The following is a 16,327-nucleotide window of genomic DNA, read 5'->3' as shown; positions in this document are numbered from 1 at the left end:
ACGCGGCTTCGAGATTTGAGAGACCCCTCACCCGACCTCGCTCCGCGAGGCCACCCTCTCCCGCAAGGGGAGAGGGATCATGAAAGCCTGGGTCCCCGCTTTCGCGGGGATTTTACGGGAGGGGGCAGGCTCCCCGCTCGTAACTTCCCTCGCTCGACCCAACACCGCCTTCCTGGGCCTTGTGCCCAGGATCCATCGTTCAGCTGCTCAGACCTCGGCAGAACGGCCTGGGCTTGAGCGGTCGCCGGCATGGGCCCTCGCCACAGGGGCGAGGGAGGCGGAGTTTTGTTGCTGGATGCGGAGACGGCCGCCGACCAGGAAGCTGAAAACGGCCCCCCTCCGGCCCTTCGGGCCGCCTCCCCCAGAGGGGGAGGATCAAAGAAAAACGGCGGGCTCTTGGAGCCCGCCGTTCTCATCTCTCAAGCGATGCAGCCAGGCCTCAGGCCGAGGCCGCGCCGCCCTTCTTTTCGGCGTAGATCAGCAGCGGCTGGGCGCGGCCTTCGACGACTTCGGCGTTGACCACCACTTCCTCGACGCCCTCGTAGTTGGGCAGTTCGAACATGGTCTCCAGCAGGATGCCTTCCATGATCGAGCGCAGGCCGCGGGCGCCGGTCTTGCGGGCGATGGCCTTCTTGGCGACGCCGTGCAGGGCGTCCTCGGTGAAGGTCAGGCCGATGTTCTCCATCTCGAACAGGCGCTGGTACTGCTTGACGAAGGCGTTCTTCGGCTCGGTCAGGATCTTCACCAGGGCGGCCTCGTCGAGGTCTTCCAGGGTGGCGATCACCGGCAGACGGCCGATGAATTCCGGGATCAGGCCGAAGCGCTGCAGGTCGTCGGGCTCGACGCCGCGCAGGATCTCGCCGGTGCGACGGTCTTCCGGATCGGCCACCTTGGCGCCGAAGCCGATCGACTTGGCCGAACCGCGGGCCGAGATGATGCGCTCGAGGCCCGCGAAGGCCCCGCCGCAGATGAACAGGATGTTCGTCGTGTCGACCTGCAGGAACTCCTGCTGCGGATGCTTGCGCCCGCCTTGCGGCGGCACGGAGGCGACGGTGCCTTCCATGATCTTCAGCAGGGCCTGCTGCACGCCTTCGCCCGACACGTCGCGGGTGATCGACGGGTTGTCGGACTTGCGGCTGATCTTGTCGATTTCGTCGATGTAGACGATGCCGCGCTGGGCGCGCTCGACATTGTAGTCGGCGGCTTGCAGCAGCTTCAGCACGATGTTCTCGACGTCTTCGCCGACGTAACCGGCTTCGGTCAGCGTCGTGGCGTCGGCCATCGTGAACGGCACGTCGATGATTCGGGCCAGGGTCTGGGCCAGCAGGGTCTTACCCGTGCCGGTCGGACCGACCAGAAGGATGTTCGACTTGGCCAGCTCGACGTCGTTGTTCTTCGAGGCGTGGTTCAGGCGCTTGTAGTGATTGTGCACCGCGACCGCGAGCACCTTCTTGGCGTGACCTTGTCCGATCACGTAGTCGTCCAGGACCTCGCAGATCTCGCGCGGCGTCGGAACGCCGTCCTTGGACTTCACGAAGGCGATCTTGTGCTCTTCACGGATGATATCCATGCAAAGCTCGACGCATTCATCGCAGATGAACACGGTGGGTCCGGCGATGAGCTTGCGCACTTCATGTTGGCTCTTTCCGCAGAAAGAACAGTACAGGGTGCTCTTGGCGTCGCCGCTGGCGGCTTTCGTCATGGTCGCTTCTCACGCTAGGGCGTTGACGGCGAAAGCCGCTACCGCCGACCCCCACGCGTATCCCGCCACCGAAGCAACAGGATACCGAACGGGAGTTGTCTAATCCTTGACATTCCCCGATCCGAACGCGCGGCACAAGCCTTGGAGCCCGTTTCCGGCGCCAAGTTCGTGGATGTTTCGCGTCTGATCATGGGATTCCATCCCTAGATGGGACGACTGTAGGCCAAAGCAAGCGCCAGACGGGGTGTGGAACATCGACGCAGGCTCTAAGCTTTTCGAACACAGCCGGAATCGTGCTGCAAGCGGCGCCGTTAAAAGGAGTTCGCCCGAGGGGCGGAGACGAAATGGCCGAGACCCAAGAAACGGCGCCGGGCGCGTCGCACGACGCTCACGCCCCGACCCACACCGAAGCCAGCCCGCCGCTGGTGGCCTTCGACTTCGACGGCACCCTGACGGTGCGCGACAGCTTCACGGCCTTCCTGAAGTGGCGGGTGAGCGGCGGCCGCTGGACGATGGGCATGATCCGCCTGGCGCCGGCCGCCCTCTCCTACCTGTTCCACCGCGACCGGGGCCGCATCAAGGCCGCGGCCATCCGCGAGTTCCTCAAGGGCGTGCCGCAGGAGCGGCTGGAGGCCCAGGCCCGCAAGTTCGCCGAGGGCCACGCGCAGAGCCTGTTCCGCCCCGACGCCCTGGCGGTGTGGCGGCGCTGGCGGGCGCAGGGGGCCAGGATGGTGATCGTCACCGCCTCGCCCGACCTGGTGGTGGCCCCGTTCGCGCGCGGCATCGGCGCCGACCTGCTGATCGGCACCAAGCTGGCCTTCGACCTCAACGGCAAGGTGGTCGGCTCGCTGCTCGGCCCCAACTGCCGGGGCCCCGAGAAGGTGGTGCGCCTGCGCGAGACCTTCGGCGAGTCCATCAAGCTGGCCGCCGCCTATGGCGACACCTCGGGCGACACCGAGATGCTGGCCATCGCGCAGGAGCGCGGCTACCGCATCTTCAAGGGCAAGCCGGGGTAGCCAGGCCTTTATATCCCGTCATTCCCGCCCTTGTGGCGGGAACCCCTCTGTCAGCCGCAAGGGCGAATGGGGCGGATCGCCGGCGATCCGCTGGCGCTTCACGTGCGAACGGAGCCAGGGGTTCCCGCCACAAGGGCGGGAATGACGGGAGGTTGGGGGCCAGGTCTGGGCCGGTTGTTCCTTCCCCTACTCCACCCCTGCCCCGGCCTGGGCGAAACCCGCCGGGAGCTGGGTGGTGCTGACCGACAGGCTGCCGATCACCGAATAGGCCTGGTCGAAGACCGCGCGCTGGTTGGCGTCGAGCGACTTGTAGAGCCGACCCATGGCCTTCACCCGCCGCTGCTCGAACACCAGCTGCTCGCGTTGCAGGACGAGGCCGGCGCGGGCCTGGGCCAGCGGGGTCTCGTCCTCGGGCGCGACCACGGCCAGCACCAGGCCCGAGGGCTTGGCGTTCGAGGCCAGGATGAAGTCGCGCCAGCGGCCCTGCTGGGCGGGGGTCAGGGAGAGATTCTGGCGCAGGGTCGCCAGGCCCGCCGTGACGCCGTCCTGCAGCAGGCGGTCGGAGACGATCTGCTGCACCTGCTCGGGACTGACGGCCAGCCGCATGGTGGCGATCCCGTGCTGGGGAACCTCCTGGGCCTGGGCGGCCGTGACGGCGGACAGGGCCAGCAGGCCCGCGACGGCGGCGGCCAGGGTGTGGGGACGGACGGGCATGGCCGGGCTCCGGAGGTTGAGGCTCTTCATCCCGCCGTTGTCGCCGCATCGCCCGGCCGTTGTAGGGCTGGCTTGTTTCGCCTGATCCAGCACCCGTGGCCAAACCGGGGCGCGTAAGTCAGCAAAGAAAAAGCCGCCAACCTTTCGGCCGGCGGCTTCATCTTCAGATCGTCAGCTGGCTTCAGGCGCCGGCTTCCGAGCTTTCGCGGTTCTCGTGGATCTGGTCGATCAGGCCCCAGGCCTTGGCTTCCTCGGCGCTCATGAAGTTGTCGCGGTCCAGGTCGCGCTCGACCTCTTCATAAGTGCGGCCGCAGTGCTTGACGTAGATCTCGTTCAGGCGGCGCTTGGTCTTGGAGATGTCCTCGGCGTGACGGACGATGTCCGAGGCCTGGCCGCGGAAGCCGCCCGACGGCTGGTGGACCATGATGCGGGCGTTCGGCAGGGCGACGCGCTGGCCGGCGGCGCCGGCGCAGAGCAGCAGGCTGCCCATCGAGGCGGCCATGCCCATGCACACGGTGGTCACCGGGCTCTTGATGTATTGCATGGTGTCGTAGATCGCGAGGCCCGACGTCACCACGCCGCCCGGCGAGTTGATGTACATGGCGATTTCCTTCTTGGGGTTCTCCGACTCCAGGAAGAGCAGCTGGGCGCAGATCAGCGAGGCCATGCCGTCCTCGACCGGGCCCGTGAGGAAGATGATCCGCTCCTTCAGAAGGCGCGAGAAGATGTCGAAGGCGCGTTCGCCGCGGCTGGTCTGCTCGACCACCATCGGAACCAGGTTCATCGCCGTCTCGACCGGATCGTACATCATGTGGGGTTCGCCCTTCTCAGAATGTCCTTGCGGGCGCGAATCACCGCCGCGCCGCCGCTCCTGACGCATATCGCGTGGCGCTTAACAGGTTGCAAGGCGCCGGCCCGAACTCACGCCCAACGAAAAGGGGCGCGGACCTTTCGATCCGCGCCCCCGATTTCGTCACCCGAAGGGACGACGGCTTCAGCCGCCGTAGCCTTCCGGCAGGTCGTCTTCTTCCAGGAGCTCTTCCTTGGAGACTTCCTTTTCCTCGATCTTGGCCTTGCCGAAGATCAGGTCGACGACCTTGTCTTCGTAGATCGGGGCACGCAGCGAGGCCTGCAGATCGGCGCGCTGGCGGTACATGTCGAACACCTGCTGAGCCTGGGCGCCGTACTGGCGGGCTTCGCGGACGATCGCTTCGTTCAGTTCCTGGTCGGTGACGACCACGTCGTTCTTGCGGCCGATCTCGGCGAGCACCAGACCCAGGCGCACGCGGCGCTCGGCGATCTTGCGGTACTCGTCCTTCAGCTGGTCTTCGGTCTTGTCGGCGTCTTCCGGCGGCAGGCCGCCTTGCGACTTGTCGGCCTGGACCTGTTGCCAGATGCCGGCGAACTCGGCGTCGACCATGCGCGGCGGCAGCGGGAAGTCGTGCTTGGTGTCCAGCACGTCCAGCAGGGCGCGCTTCAGCTTGAAGCGGCTCGAGTTGGTGTAGCGGCCTTCCAGGTTCGACTTCAGCAGGTCCTTCAGGGCGGCCAGATCGGCCAGGCCCAGGCGCTTGGCCAGTTCGTCGTCCGGCTCGGCGTCGACCGGGGCGCGCACTTCCTTGACGGTGGTGGCGAACTCGGCGGCCTTACCGGCCAGTTCGGCGGCCTGGTAGTCTTCCGGGAAGTTGACCTTCACCGTCACGACGTCTTCCGGCTTGGCACCGACCAGTTGCTCTTCGAAGCCCGGGATGAACTGGCCCGAACCGAGCACCAGCTCGGCGTCGTTTGCCGTGCCGCCGGCGAAGGCGACGCCGTCGATGGTGCCGACGAAGTCGATCAGCAGCTGGTCGCCGTCCTTGGCCTTCAGGCTCTTGCCCTTGCGCGGCTCGTAGGTGCGGGCCTGCTTGGCCAGCTCGGCCAGGGCCTCGTCGACTTCGGCGTCCTGGATCTTGTAGACCGGCTTGACCAGCTCGATCGAAGCCGGATCGACCGGCTCGAATTCCGGCATGATCTCGACGGCCAGTTCGAAGGCCAGGTCCTCGCCGCCGGCCATGACCTTGTCCATGTCGGACGTCGGCTTCAGGTCCGGCTGGCCGGCCGGGCGCAGCTTGTTTTCGTCGAGGATCTTCTGGGTGGTCTCGTTGAGCGCCTGCTCGATGACTTCGCCCATCAGGCCCTTGCCGTACAGGCGACGGACGTGCGCGGTCGGCACCTTGCCGGGGCGGAAGCCCTTGACGTTCATCTGCGGCGCGACTTCGGCGATACGAGCCTCGAGACGCGTGGCCAGCTCACTCGCGGGCACCGTAACGCCGTAAACCCGGCTGAGGCCTTCGCCCGACTTTTCAACGATCTGCATCGACATTCTTAGCTTCTCGGCTCTGGGCGCCCGCGCCCGTCGTCCGCCCCAGGGGTCAAAAAATCATAGCCGCCCACGTCACCGGGGGCGGCGAAAGAGCGCCCTTATGTCACGACACTTCGCGTCGATCAAAGGGTATGGCGTCGCCGCGCGCAAAACGCTGCGCGCGGCGACATGGTGCGGATGAGAGGACTCGAACCTCCACGCCTCTCGGCGCTGGAACCTAAATCCAGTGCGTCTACCAGTTCCGCCACATCCGCGTCGGCGCAGAGCCTTAGCCGCGACCGCGACCGATTTGAAGTGGCGCCGCAGATTTTTCGCGTCGTGTCGGAACCCGGTCGCGGCGGCGTCGTTTTCATCGTGTCCCGTCGAGCGTAACGCCACGAGACATTAAACCGGCCCGGGCCTTGCCCCCCCGACTGACGCCCGGGCCGGTTTTCCCCTCCCCCTCGATCAGACATCGCGAATCCTTCAGCGCACGGACGTGACGCTTGAATTTTGGTGGATTCGCACGCAACCATTCCAAACCAGCGACGGTTAACTGCGCCATGGCGTAGGAGAACAGCGTATGCGGACGATCGAGGTCACACAGACCGAGGCCGGATGGGAAGTCACCTGCGACCGGCGGGTGCTCTATACAGACATGGCCGAGCAGCGCTCGTTCCAGGCCGCGCTCGACTACGGCAGCCGCCTGTTCGACGAGGGCGTCCGCGCCGAGATCGTGCTGCACCGCCTGGAAGCCTGAAGCCCCTCCCCGCCTGTCCGAACCGCGAGCGCGGCGTCGCGTCCTCTTGCGGTCGGCAAGCGACGCCTTTAAAGCCGCCCCTGCATCAAGAGTTGGGCTCGCCCAACGCCAACCTGCTTCCCGAGCAAGGTGGCGCCCCGTCGGGGGGATGCGGCCGCGACGGCAACGAAACGGGTGATCCCTAAAGCCGTCCCGAGTCTTGGTTTTTCGACGGACGGACGCAGCGCATGCCCATCAAGATTCCCGACAACCTGCCGGCCCGCGCCCTGCTGGAAGCCGAAGGCCTGTCGCTGATGGCCGACACCGAAGCCGCCCGCCAGGACATCCGGCCGCTGCGCATCGGCCTGCTGAACCTGATGCCTGACAAGCCGACCACCGAACGGCACTTCGCGCGCCTGCTGGGCGCCAGCCCGCTGCAGATCGAGCTGTCGCTGATCCAGATCTCCGGCCATGCGCCAAAGACCACGTCTGCCGAGCACATGCTGGCCTTCTACCGTCCGTGGGACGAGGTTCGGAACGAGCGCTTCGACGGCCTGATCGTCACCGGCGCGCCGGTCGAGACCCTGGACTTCGAGGAAGTCAGCTACTGGGACGAGCTTTCCAGCATCTTCGACTGGTCGCAGACAAACGTGCATTCGGGCCTGGCGGTGTGCTGGGGCGCCCAGGCCGGCGTGCGCCACTTCCACGGCGTGCCCAAGCACCTGCTGTCGGAAAAGCGCTCGGGCGTCTTCCCGCACGCCAACCTGGCGCCGGCCTCGCCCTATCTGCGGGGCCTGGCCGACGAGATCGACATCCCGGTGTCGCGCTGGACCGAGGTGCGGTCCGAGGACCTGCCCGCCGACGGCTCGCTGAAGGTGCTGCTCGCGTCGGAGGAATCGGGCCTGTGCCTGCTGGAGGACGCCCGTCGCCGCTGGCTCTACATGTTCAACCATCCGGAATACGAGACCGGCACCCTGGCGGCGGAATACGCCCGCGACCGGCTGATCGACCCGACCACGCCGCCGCCCGCGCACTACTTCCCCGGTGACGACCCGACCCGCGCCCCGCGCAACCGCTGGCGCAGCCACGCACACCTGCTGTTCGCCAACTGGCTGAACGCGGTCTACCAGACCACGCCGTTCGAGCTGGAAGCGATCGGGGCGGCCTAAGGGACACCTCTCCCGTGGGGAGAGGGAGGGGCCCGCCGCGAAGCGGTGGGAGGGTGAGGGCGTACGCCGTCGGCGGTCCCGTCGCTCTAAAATCCCTGCCCCGTCCGGAAAGACTGTAACCCCTCACCCTCCCATGCTGCGCATGGGCCCCTCCCTCTCCCTATGGGAGAGGTTTTTGGTGCTTGTCCCACAGCCGTTTGAGCACTGTCGGCGCCAGGCCCGGCAGGTCTTCGGCGATCAGGCCCGGGCCGTGCGCGGCCGCGCACTCGGCGTGGATCCAGGCCCCCGCGCAGGCGGCGTCGAAGCTTTCCATGCCTTGGGCCGCCAGGCCCGCGATGAAGCCGGCCAGCACGTCGCCGGAGCCGGCGGTGGCCAGCCAGGGCGAGCCGTTGAGGTTCACCGCCGTGCGGCCGTCGGGCGCGGCGATGACGGTGTCGGGGCCTTTCAGAAGCACGATCGCGCCGGCGCGCCGGGCGGCCTGCCGGGCGGCGGCGATGCGTTCGGGGGCGGTCTTCAGAAGACCGGGGAACAGCCGCTCGAACTCGCCCGGATGCGGGGTCAGCACGTCGTCACGGTCGAGGCGGGCGAAAAGCTCGTCGGGCGCGTGGGCGAAGCTGGTCAGGGCGTCGGCGTCGACCACCAGGGCCGCGCCGGTGCCGGCCAGGGCGGTGAGGTTGCGCGCCGTCGCCTCCCCCACCCCGGCGGCCGGGCCGATGACCGCGGCGGCGGCGCTGGCGGCGCGCTCGGCGAGGTCCGCGTCGGTCTCGAACGGGGCCAGCATCACCGCTTCCAGATGGGCGGCGTTGACCGGCAGGGCGCTCGGCGGCGACAGCAGGGTGACCACCCCCGCCCCGATCCGCAGGCCCGCGCGGGCCGACAGCCGCGCCGCCCCCGTGCTCCAGGCCTCGCCGCTGACCACCACCAGCCGGCCGCGCGCATGCTTGTGGGCGTCGTTCGAGGGCCAGGGGAAGCGCGCGCCCCACAGCGACGGGTCGTTCTCGAAGAGGTCGCCGGCCCCGGCGTCGGAAAGGCCGATATCGACCACCTGGACCTCGCCGCAGGCCGCGCGGCCCATCCCTCCCCCGGGCGCCAACACGTGGGCGGGCTTGCGGCGGTGGAAGGTGACGGTCAGGGCCGCCGCCAGGGCGCGGCCGGCGATCGGCCGGCCGGTGTCGCCATGGACGCCGCTGGGCGTGTCGATGGCGACGATGCGGGGCGACAGTCCCTCGGCGGCGCGGGCCAGATCGTCGGCGAGCCCTTCCAGCGGCCGCGATAGGCCCGCGCCGAACAGGGCGTCGACATAGAGCTCGGCCGGGCTGACGGCGGGGTTCAGCGGATGGACCTCGCCACGCCAGCGCTCGGCGGCCCAGCGGCACGACGGCGTAGCCGGCGCCGCCAGGGCCTCGACCCGCACCGGCCAGCCGCGCCGCTTCAGGTGGCGGGCGATGACATAGCCGTCGCCGCCGTTGTCGCCGGGGCCGCACCAGATCACCACCGGGCGGCGCGACCAGCGTTCCCGGATCGCCTCGGCCGCGCCCTTGCCGGCCCGCTCCATCAAGGTGGTCGCCGGCGTTCCGGCCGCCACGGCCGCCGCGTCGGCCGCCTTCATCTCGGCGACGGTCATTATGTGGCGAGGCATGCGGGGCGGCTCCATCAAAGAACGCCGGTGGAGGCTTCCCTGCCTTTCTCGACGAGCGCCAAGCCATTGTCGACGACTTCGAAGACCGTGATGCTCGCATGGTCCGGCCGGAAGGCCAGCACCGCCGCCGAACCTAGCGCCGCGGCGACGGCGGCGTTGAGGGCGACGAAGTGGCTGAAGACGGCGCATCCCTCGTATCGCGCCAGGGCGGCGGCCACCTCGCGGGTCCAGGCCAGATAGTCGCGGTCGCCCTCGATATCGGCCCAGTCGCCGGCGAAGGCCTGCTTCAGCCAGGCGGGACGCGCCTCCGGCGCCAGGGCGGCCGGGGTCGGGATCTCGCCGACGGCCGGCTCGATCTCGACCGAAACGCCAAGCAGTCGCGCCAAAGGCGCGGCGGTCTCGCGGCAGCGGCGCAGGGGCGAGGAGACGACGCGGGTCGGGCGCTCGCCCGCCGGCAGGGCGAAGAGGATGGCGGCCACCGCCCTCGCCTGCTCCTGGCCGATCTCGTCGAGGCCTGGATCGTCGTCATGGCCGCCCCAGGTCGCGGCCGGCTTGCCGTGGCGGATGACATGGACGCGGCTCATCAGGCGGCGTCCGGCGTGAAGAGGTTGCGCACGCCGTCGGGATGACGCCCGACCGTTCCGGTGCGCCCGACGCCTTCGCGGCCTTCGAGGTCGGCCAGGGTCGCGGCGTCATCTGGCGTGTTGGCCACGAACCGCGCGCCGTCTTCCGTGCGGCCGACGACGATCCCCATGCGCGGCCCCTGGCGGGCGTGGACGACGGTGTAGGTCTCGATCGTTCCGCGCCCCTCCGGCGTCTCGACGATCGGCGGATGCGGCAGGGCGTCGATCTCGCCCTGGATCACTGCCGGATCCTCGCGCCGCCATTCGCCCTCGACCGGGCGGGTCGAATAGATCCCGACCGACTGCTTGGTCAGGAACCAGCCGTTGGCGGTCGACAGGCCGTAGGCGCCGGGCCGCGCGCGCAGCCGCTCGACCAATCGGGCCACGGCGTGGAGGCTGTAGTTGTTTCCCGGCCCGCCGAAATAAGGCAGGCCGCCGGTAACGGTCAGGCCGCGCGGGTCGTCCAGCGCCAGGCCCAGTTCCTCGGCGGCGATCTGCACGGCCGAGGGGAAGCAGGAATAAAGGTCGATCAGGGAAAGATCGTCGAGCCCGATGCCGGCCATCTCCAGCGCCCGCTGGCCGGTAAGGCGGATGGCCGGGCTGGAGTGGAAGTCCTGCCGCTGCAGCGGGTACCAGAGGTCGGCGGCGTCGGCGCAGCCGTGCAGGAACACCCAGCGGTCCTGCGGCACGCCCAGTTCGCGGGCCATGCCGACGCTGGCGACCAGCACGGCGGCCGACTGGTCCACCTCCATGATGGCGTTGAGGTACTTGGGGTACGGGTAGCCGACCATGCGGTTGCGCTCGGTGACCGTGACCAGCTCCTCGGGGCCGCGCTCGACCGGGAACCAGGCCTCGGGATCGGCGGCGGCGACCTTGCTGAACGGCGAGAACAGCGCGCCCAGCCGCGCCTGGTGGTCGGCGAGGCTCCGCCCGTCGCGGGCCCGCAGGGCGTTCTCGAACAAGGGATAGGTGTTGACCGGATAGCCCAGGCCGTGGGCCGCCTCCTGCTCGGTGACGCCGGGGCGCGGGTCGCCGATGCGGACGGGCCTGGTCTCGATCTCGTCGGCCCAGCCGTCGAAGCCCAGGCCGCCCTTGGCGCGCTTCATCAGCGAGCCGAGGAATTCGGCGCCGGTGACGAGGCCCAGCCGCGACTCGCCGCGGGCGATCCGCTCGGCCAGGATGTTGATCGCCTGCTGCGGGCTGTTGCCGCCGGTTTCGGTATAGACCGCCCAGGCGGGATCGGCGCCCAGCGCCCGCGCCAGGCTGGCCGGCGGATCCGACAGGCGGGGAAGCGGCAGCTTCGAAAGCGCGCCGGGAGCGTCGATGCTGAACGCTACGACCGCCAGAGCGTCCAAACGCGCAAGAACCGTGCCCTCGACTCCGGTGTCGGCGTCAGCGCGTTTCGCCGCAATTCTCAGCAATTCCAGCGGCGAAGGCGAATTTTCGGCCGGACCGCGAAACGTGAACTGCCCCGCGCCGATCAAAACCGGCGTCTCGTCCCGCATGTTCGCCCCCGTTCAAACGATTGTTTTCGTGATCCTAGGCGGGGTTGGGGGCGCGGCAAGGCCGTTTTGAGCCACAATTCCGAAATGCATATTTTTCGATCAAATCTCGCTCAAGATTTGCTCATATGCCAAAACCGTCGGCGGAAGCACGACAATCGCGAGACAGCCTGCTTGTGGCGTCCGGGGCGGCGTGATCCTTGCCGCTCAAAGTCAGAGGCCATGCGTCGTCGGACGCGGAAGAGACCGATGAAAAAGATCGAAGCCGTCATCAAGCCGTTCAAGCTGGATGAGGTCAAAGAGGCGCTCCAGGACATGGGCGTCCAAGGGATGACCGTGCTGGAAGCCAAGGGCTACGGCCGCCAGAAGGGCCACACCGAGCTCTATCGCGGCGCCGAGTACGTCGTGGACTTCCTGCCCAAGATCAAGGTCGAGGTGGTCGTCGAGGACAGCCAGCTCGAACCCGCCCTCGAGGCGATCACCAACGCCGCCCGCACGGGCCGCATCGGCGACGGCAAGATCTTCGTCTCGGAGATCACCGAAGTCGTCCGCATCCGGACCGGCGAAACCGGTCCGTCCGCCGTCTAACGGCACATCCTCAGACTTTACTCGCTCAAAGGGGATAACAATGAGCACCGCCAAGGAAATCCTGGACCTGATCAAGGAAAAGGACGTGAAGTACGTCGACGTCCGCTTCACGGACGTTCGCGGCAAGATGCAGCACGTCACCTTCGACATCGACCTGGTCGACGACGACTTCCTCAACGACGGCACCATGTTCGACGGCTCGTCGATCGCCGGCTGGAAGGCCATCAACGAGTCGGACATGAAGCTGCGTCCGGACCTGACCTCGGCCATCATCGACCCGTTCTATCAGCAGACCACCCTGGCTCTGTTCTGCGACGTCGTGAACCCGGACGACGGCACCCCCTACAACCGCGACCCGCGCTCGATCGCCAAGGCCGCGCTGAACTACGTCAAGTCGGCGGGCGTGGGCGACACCGTCTACTTCGGCCCGGAAGCCGAATTCTTCATCTTCGACGACGTGCGCTGGTCGACCGCCCCGGAAAACACCGGCTACTCGTTCGACTCGAGCGAACTGCCGGTCAACTCGGGCAAGGTCTATCCGGAAGGCAACATGGGCCACCGCCCGGGCCCCAAGGGCGGCTACTTCCCGGTCAACCCGGTCGACTCGGCTCAAGATCTGCGCGGCGAAATGCTGGCCGTCATGGGCGAGCTGGGCATGAAGCCGGAAAAGCACCACCACGAAGTGGCGCCCGCCCAGCACGAGCTCGGCCTGAAGTTCGACACCATGGTCACCATGGCCGACCGCATGCAGCTCTATAAGTACGTGATCCACAACGTGGCCCACGCCTACGGCAAGACGGCCACCTTCATGGCCAAGCCGATGTTCGCCGACAACGGCTCGGGCATGCACGTGCACCAGTCGATCTGGCAGGACGGCAAGCCGCTGTTCGCCGGCGACAAGTACGCCGGTCTGTCGCAAGAATGCCTGTGGTACATCGGCGGCATCATCAAGCACGCCAAGGCCATCAACGCCTTCTCGAACTCGACCACCAACAGCTACAAGCGCCTGGTGCCGGGCTACGAAGCCCCGGTGAAGCTGGCCTACAGCTCGCGCAACCGCTCGGCCTCGATCCGCATCCCGCACGTCGACAGCCCGAAGGCCAAGCGTCTGGAAGCCCGCTTCCCCGACCCGATGGGCAACCCGTACCTGACCTTCGTCGCCCTGCTGATGGCCGGCCTGGACGGCATCATCAACAAGATCGACCCGGGCGCTCCGGCCGATAAGAACCTCTACGACCTGCCGCCCCGCGAGCAGAAGAAGATCCCGGAAGTCTGCGGCTCGCTGCGCGAAGCCCTGGAAAGCCTGGACAAGGACCGCGCCTTCCTGAAGGCCGGCGGCGTCATGGACGACGACTTCATCGACAGCTACATCGAGCTGAAGATGGAAGAAGTGATGCGTCTGCAACTGCACCCACACCCGGTCGAATTCGAGATGTACTACAAGTGCTAAGCCGAAAGGCCTAGAGCACAACGGACGAGGCCCGGGACGCGAGTCCCGGGCCTTTTTTTCTTTGGAGACCCGAAGATGATCCGCACCAGTTGCCACTGCGGGGCAGTGGCCTTCGAGATCCAGATCGCGCCGACCGAGGTGACCGACTGCAACTGCTCGGTCTGCCGCCGCTACGGCGTGCTGTGGGCCTATTACAGCCCGACGCTGGTGCGCCGCGTCGAGAGCGGCCCGACCGACATCTACGAATGGGACGACCGCTCCATCGCCTTCCACCGCTGCCGCGCCTGCGGCTGCGTCACCCACTGGAGCTCCAACGACCCGACGCGCGACAAGATGGGCGTCAACGCCCGACTGATGGAGCCGCAGGTGCTGGCGGCCGCGCGGGTGCGGCGGCTGGATGGGGCGGTGAGCGAGCAGTACGTGGACTGAGAAGCGATATCGCTTCCCAGTCCGGGTAGCCTAAGCCGAACCGATCAGGCGTCGGCCTGGGCGATCCCTTCGCGGAACTCGTCGGCGGGAACGAAGGCGGCGCCGTCCTCATCCAGCACCCAAGCGCCCTTGAAGGCGGCATGGTCCGGATCGAGATCGGCATCGAGCAGGTCGCCCTCGTAGAGGCCGACATTGGTGTAGTCGAAATCCAGCGACAGCTGGCTGGCGAGATCAAGCATCTCGTCCGCCATGCGGCGGGCGTAACCCAGGGCTTCGCTCTCGTTGGAGAACTCGTCCGTCAGGGTGTTCACCTCCGCTGAATCGCTGCCTTGGGTCGCGCTGGTGGTGACGATGGTGAAGGCGGGCATTGGTCATCTCTCGAAGGTGTTGAACCACTCACCTAATCCCATTCGCCGGGAAGAGCGGCCCTATTTTGAAAAACCTTTCGCCGGCGGCGGCGAGACCAGCCTCAGGCTAGGCGCCGCCGCGGGCGTCCTTCCGCGCGGTGCGATACGTCTTCTGGGCCTTGCCGAGGCGGCGACGCTCGGCGTCCTTGAACGCCCGGGCCGCATTCTTCTCCACCGCGGCCGCTTCCTGGGCGAGCTTGCGGAAGTGATCCCAGCGCCCGCGGTCGAGATCCCCGCTCAGCAACGCGCCCTGCACCGCGCAGCCCGGCTCGTTGGCGTGGCTGCAGTCGCCGAACTTGCAGGTTTCCGCCAGCCGCTCAATGTCGTCGAACACCTGGGTCACACCCTCGTCGGCTTCTATCAGACCCACTTCCCGGACGCCGGGCGTGTCGATGATCAGTCCACCGCCGGGCAGCAGCGCCAGTTCGCGGTGGCTGGTGGTGTGTCGGCCACGATCGTCGGCCGCGCGGATGGTCTGGGTGGCCATGCGCTGCTCGCCCAGGAGCGTATTGACCAGGGTGGATTTGCCGACGCCGGACGAGCCGATCAGGACGCAGGTCTCGCCGGGGGCCAGGTGGGCCAGCAGGGTTTCCAGGCCGCGCCCTTCGCGCGCCGACACGATGACGACCGGACAGCCGGCGGCGAGGGCCTCGACCTCGGCGGCGAGAGACGTCGCCTCGGCGCAGATGTCCGACTTCGTCAGCACGACCACGGGACGGGCGCCGCTCTGCCAGGCGGCGGCCAGATAGCGCTCGATGCGGCGTGGGTTGAGGTCGCCGTTCATCGACGTGACGATGAAGGCCAGATCGACGTTGGCGGCGACGACCTGGGGGGTCTGCACGCTGTCGGCGGCCCGGCGGACCAGGGCGGTGCGGCGAGGCAGCACGGCCTGGATGACGGCGGTGCGCTCTGCGGTGTTCATCGACACCGCCACCCAGTCGCCGACCGCCGGATGGCCGGCCTCCTGGGCTTCATGGCGCAGGCGACCGGAAAGCTTGGCCCGCACCTCGCCCTCGTCCGTGATCACCAGATAGCCGTTGCGCTGCTGCACGACGACGCGGCCGGCCAGGTGGCCCGCGCGGTCGTGAGGCTTGAAAGCCTCGGCCAGCAGTTCCGACCATCCGTATTGCTTGATCAAGTTAAGCTTCCGCGCGCCAGCGATACGTTGCCGCCCCGCCTAGCAGCAAAACGACACTCACCGGAAGCCGGATGACGAAAGGTCGATCAGAACGACCGATATCGCTGGGGAGACTATAGCCCCACTCCGCCCACCGGCGTGGTCTCGAACCGGTGGCCAAAGCCCGCGATGATCGGGCGCGCCTTGGCGATCGCCGCCTGCACGGCCGGCAGTTTCAGCGACCCCGCGTGGCTTTCCTTGTCGGTCCAGACCTCGGTGATCCAGATGGCGTCGGCATCGGTCGGGTCCAGGGCGAGGATGTAGGACAGGCAGCCGGGCATCCCGCCCGTGCCTTCCTTGAGGATCGCGACCAGGTCGTCGCGCTTGCCGGGGGCGGCCTTCATCTGGCCGATCAGTCCATACATCGTCTTGTCTCCCGCAAGCGCCAGCGACGGCGTCATCGCCGCGGCCGCGCCGCCGACTAGCACCAGTCGGCGGTCCAGTCCTGTCAGCATGTCGTTCATTCCGGCTTGCACTCGCCCTCGTGGGCGACGCTGGAGCCCTTGGCGGCCGCGCCGCAGGCGTTGCCGTAGGTCTTGCCGTCGCAGCCGCAGACGGGGCGGTAGTCCATGGTGCAGACCTGCGGGCGCTTGCGGCAGATGCCCGAGGCGTCGGCGACCGTCCGGCAGGCGCCGACCGGCATCACGCAGGACAGGCCCTCGCCGCACTGGAAGCCGGCGATGCCGCCGCACATCCCGCCCTCGGCGACCGGGGCGCGCGACATCGGCGGCGGGCTCGTCGTGGAGGGGCCGGCGGGCTGGGCCGCGCAGGCGGTCAGCAAGACGGCGGCCGCGAGGCCAACAAAGGAACGAAGGCGCATAGTTGGTCCTCCCG

General features: G+C 67.9%; 17 protein-coding genes, 1 tRNA gene and 1 riboswitch. Of the genes, 6 read left to right on the top strand and 12 right to left on the bottom strand.

Features of this window, described 5'->3' with window-relative positions; genetic code table 11:
* Positions 1 to 439: 439 nt before the first annotated feature.
* Positions 440 to 1,702, bottom strand: coding sequence for an ATP-dependent Clp protease ATP-binding subunit ClpX (clpX, locus tag AC07N1_RS22685; protein WP_058350342.1), 1,263 nt, complete (start codon positions 1,700 to 1,702; stop codon positions 440 to 442).
* 344 nt (positions 1,703 to 2,046) lie between these two features.
* On the opposite strand from clpX, the gene AC07N1_RS22680 reads away from it, so the two are divergent.
* On the top strand, positions 2,047 to 2,718 hold the full coding sequence (locus AC07N1_RS22680) for an HAD-IB family hydrolase (RefSeq protein WP_494673846.1): 672 nt from the start codon (positions 2,047 to 2,049) through the stop codon (positions 2,716 to 2,718).
* Between the two features lie 186 nt (positions 2,719 to 2,904).
* Here AC07N1_RS22680 and AC07N1_RS22675 read toward each other — a convergent pair whose 3' ends face one another.
* The 4 genes from AC07N1_RS22675 to AC07N1_RS22660 form a co-directional block, all read right to left on the bottom strand.
* Positions 2,905 to 3,432 carry a Spy/CpxP family protein refolding chaperone gene (locus tag AC07N1_RS22675; RefSeq protein WP_494673845.1) on the bottom strand — a complete coding sequence of 176 codons (528 nt, stop codon included), beginning with the start codon at positions 3,430 to 3,432 and terminating at the stop codon, positions 2,905 to 2,907.
* A gap of 181 nt (positions 3,433 to 3,613) precedes the next feature.
* The gene (locus tag AC07N1_RS22670; protein WP_494673844.1) at positions 3,614 to 4,243 is read right to left on the bottom strand and encodes an ATP-dependent Clp protease proteolytic subunit; all 630 of its coding nucleotides are present in this window, start codon (positions 4,241 to 4,243) and stop codon (positions 3,614 to 3,616) included.
* 183 nt (positions 4,244 to 4,426) lie between these two features.
* The gene (tig, locus tag AC07N1_RS22665; protein ID WP_494673843.1) at positions 4,427 to 5,785 is read right to left on the bottom strand and encodes a trigger factor; all 1,359 of its coding nucleotides are present in this window, start codon (positions 5,783 to 5,785) and stop codon (positions 4,427 to 4,429) included.
* A 175-nt stretch (positions 5,786 to 5,960) separates the two neighbouring features.
* Positions 5,961 to 6,045: transfer RNA gene (locus AC07N1_RS22660), tRNA-Leu, on the bottom strand.
* Between the two features lie 308 nt (positions 6,046 to 6,353).
* Between AC07N1_RS22660 and AC07N1_RS22655 the strand changes: the two genes are divergently transcribed.
* Positions 6,354 to 6,530, top strand: a complete 177-nt coding sequence (locus AC07N1_RS22655; RefSeq protein ID WP_494673842.1) for a hypothetical protein — start codon at positions 6,354 to 6,356, stop codon at positions 6,528 to 6,530.
* Between the two features lie 77 nt (positions 6,531 to 6,607).
* Positions 6,608 to 6,710: riboswitch (SAM-I-IV-variant riboswitch) on the top strand.
* A gap of 47 nt (positions 6,711 to 6,757) precedes the next feature.
* A complete protein-coding gene (locus AC07N1_RS22650; RefSeq protein ID WP_494673841.1) occupies positions 6,758 to 7,678 on the top strand; it encodes a homoserine O-succinyltransferase in 921 nt (306 codons plus the stop codon).
* Positions 7,679 to 7,838: 160 nt separating this feature from the next.
* Here AC07N1_RS22650 and AC07N1_RS22645 read toward each other — a convergent pair whose 3' ends face one another.
* From AC07N1_RS22645 to AC07N1_RS22635, 3 genes are read right to left on the bottom strand one after another with little or no spacing between them, the layout of a single operon-like run.
* The gene (locus AC07N1_RS22645; protein ID WP_494673840.1) at positions 7,839 to 9,317 is read right to left on the bottom strand and encodes an NAD(P)H-hydrate dehydratase; all 1,479 of its coding nucleotides are present in this window, start codon (positions 9,315 to 9,317) and stop codon (positions 7,839 to 7,841) included.
* Positions 9,318 to 9,331: 14 nt separating this feature from the next.
* Entirely contained in the window at positions 9,332 to 9,901 is a 570-nt protein-coding gene (locus AC07N1_RS22640) for a histidine phosphatase family protein (protein WP_494673839.1), read from the bottom strand.
* Positions 9,901 to 11,445, bottom strand: a complete 1,545-nt coding sequence (locus AC07N1_RS22635) for an acetyl-CoA acetyltransferase (RefSeq protein ID WP_494673838.1) — start codon at positions 11,443 to 11,445, stop codon at positions 9,901 to 9,903. Before AC07N1_RS22635 ends, AC07N1_RS22640 begins: the two co-directional genes overlap by 1 nt.
* A 246-nt stretch (positions 11,446 to 11,691) precedes the next feature.
* Here AC07N1_RS22635 and AC07N1_RS22630 point away from each other — a divergent pair, with 246 nt between their 5' ends.
* The 3 genes from AC07N1_RS22630 to AC07N1_RS22620 all read left to right on the top strand — a co-directional run bounded on the left by AC07N1_RS22630 (position 11,692) and on the right by AC07N1_RS22620 (position 13,909).
* A complete protein-coding gene (locus AC07N1_RS22630; protein WP_035089775.1) occupies positions 11,692 to 12,030 on the top strand; it encodes a P-II family nitrogen regulator in 339 nt (112 codons plus the stop codon).
* A 40-nt stretch (positions 12,031 to 12,070) separates the two neighbouring features.
* Complete coding sequence (gene glnA / locus AC07N1_RS22625; RefSeq protein ID WP_198575022.1) at positions 12,071 to 13,480, top strand: type I glutamate--ammonia ligase; 1,410 nt, start codon at positions 12,071 to 12,073, stop codon at positions 13,478 to 13,480.
* A gap of 75 nt (positions 13,481 to 13,555) precedes the next feature.
* Complete coding sequence (locus AC07N1_RS22620; protein ID WP_494673837.1) at positions 13,556 to 13,909, top strand: GFA family protein; 354 nt, start codon at positions 13,556 to 13,558, stop codon at positions 13,907 to 13,909.
* A 44-nt stretch (positions 13,910 to 13,953) separates the two neighbouring features.
* Here the strand turns inward: AC07N1_RS22620 and AC07N1_RS22615 are convergent, their stop codons facing one another.
* The 4 genes from AC07N1_RS22615 to AC07N1_RS22600 form a co-directional block, all read right to left on the bottom strand.
* Positions 13,954 to 14,277 carry a hypothetical protein gene (locus AC07N1_RS22615; protein WP_494673836.1) on the bottom strand — a complete coding sequence of 108 codons (324 nt, stop codon included), beginning with the start codon at positions 14,275 to 14,277 and terminating at the stop codon, positions 13,954 to 13,956.
* Positions 14,278 to 14,383: 106 nt separating this feature from the next.
* Positions 14,384 to 15,454, bottom strand: a complete 1,071-nt coding sequence (gene rsgA, locus AC07N1_RS22610) for a ribosome small subunit-dependent GTPase A (RefSeq protein WP_494673835.1) — start codon at positions 15,452 to 15,454, stop codon at positions 14,384 to 14,386.
* 113 nt (positions 15,455 to 15,567) lie between these two features.
* The gene (locus tag AC07N1_RS22605) at positions 15,568 to 15,948 is read right to left on the bottom strand and encodes a putative quinol monooxygenase (RefSeq protein WP_494673834.1); all 381 of its coding nucleotides are present in this window, start codon (positions 15,946 to 15,948) and stop codon (positions 15,568 to 15,570) included.
* Positions 15,949 to 15,953: 5 nt separating this feature from the next.
* Positions 15,954 to 16,313, bottom strand: a complete 360-nt coding sequence (locus AC07N1_RS22600; protein WP_494673833.1) for a Kazal-type serine protease inhibitor family protein — start codon at positions 16,311 to 16,313, stop codon at positions 15,954 to 15,956.
* Positions 16,314 to 16,327 lie beyond the last annotated feature (14 nt).

It is taken from the genome of Caulobacter sp. GW821-FHT09B11 (assembly GCF_059418205.1).
The sequence above is the reverse complement of the archived record's forward strand: the minus strand, read 5'-3'. Positions and strand labels throughout refer to the sequence as shown.

Bases quoted from the DNA above. Each gene is read 5' to 3' on its own strand.
- clpX (WP_058350342.1), bottom strand. From the start codon at position 1,702: ATGACGAAAGCCGCCAGCGGCGACGCCAAGAGCACCCTGTACTGTTCT.
- AC07N1_RS22680 (WP_494673846.1), top strand. From the start codon at position 2,047: ATGGCCGAGACCCAAGAAACGGCGCCGGGCGCGTCGCACGACGCTCAC.
- AC07N1_RS22675 (WP_494673845.1), bottom strand. From the start codon at position 3,432: ATGCCCGTCCGTCCCCACACCCTGGCCGCCGCCGTCGCGGGCCTGCTG.
- AC07N1_RS22670 (WP_494673844.1), bottom strand. From the start codon at position 4,243: ATGATGTACGATCCGGTCGAGACGGCGATGAACCTGGTTCCGATGGTG.
- tig (WP_494673843.1), bottom strand. From the start codon at position 5,785: ATGCAGATCGTTGAAAAGTCGGGCGAAGGCCTCAGCCGGGTTTACGGC.
- AC07N1_RS22655 (WP_494673842.1), top strand. From the start codon at position 6,354: ATGCGGACGATCGAGGTCACACAGACCGAGGCCGGATGGGAAGTCACC.
- AC07N1_RS22650 (WP_494673841.1), top strand. From the start codon at position 6,758: ATGCCCATCAAGATTCCCGACAACCTGCCGGCCCGCGCCCTGCTGGAA.
- AC07N1_RS22645 (WP_494673840.1), bottom strand. From the start codon at position 9,317: ATGCCTCGCCACATAATGACCGTCGCCGAGATGAAGGCGGCCGACGCG.
- AC07N1_RS22640 (WP_494673839.1), bottom strand. From the start codon at position 9,901: ATGAGCCGCGTCCATGTCATCCGCCACGGCAAGCCGGCCGCGACCTGG.
- AC07N1_RS22635 (WP_494673838.1), bottom strand. From the start codon at position 11,445: ATGCGGGACGAGACGCCGGTTTTGATCGGCGCGGGGCAGTTCACGTTT.
- AC07N1_RS22630 (WP_035089775.1), top strand. From the start codon at position 11,692: ATGAAAAAGATCGAAGCCGTCATCAAGCCGTTCAAGCTGGATGAGGTC.
- glnA (WP_198575022.1), top strand. From the start codon at position 12,071: ATGAGCACCGCCAAGGAAATCCTGGACCTGATCAAGGAAAAGGACGTG.
- AC07N1_RS22620 (WP_494673837.1), top strand. From the start codon at position 13,556: ATGATCCGCACCAGTTGCCACTGCGGGGCAGTGGCCTTCGAGATCCAG.
- AC07N1_RS22615 (WP_494673836.1), bottom strand. From the start codon at position 14,277: ATGCCCGCCTTCACCATCGTCACCACCAGCGCGACCCAAGGCAGCGAT.
- AC07N1_RS22605 (WP_494673834.1), bottom strand. From the start codon at position 15,948: ATGCTGACAGGACTGGACCGCCGACTGGTGCTAGTCGGCGGCGCGGCC.
- AC07N1_RS22600 (WP_494673833.1), bottom strand. From the start codon at position 16,313: ATGCGCCTTCGTTCCTTTGTTGGCCTCGCGGCCGCCGTCTTGCTGACC.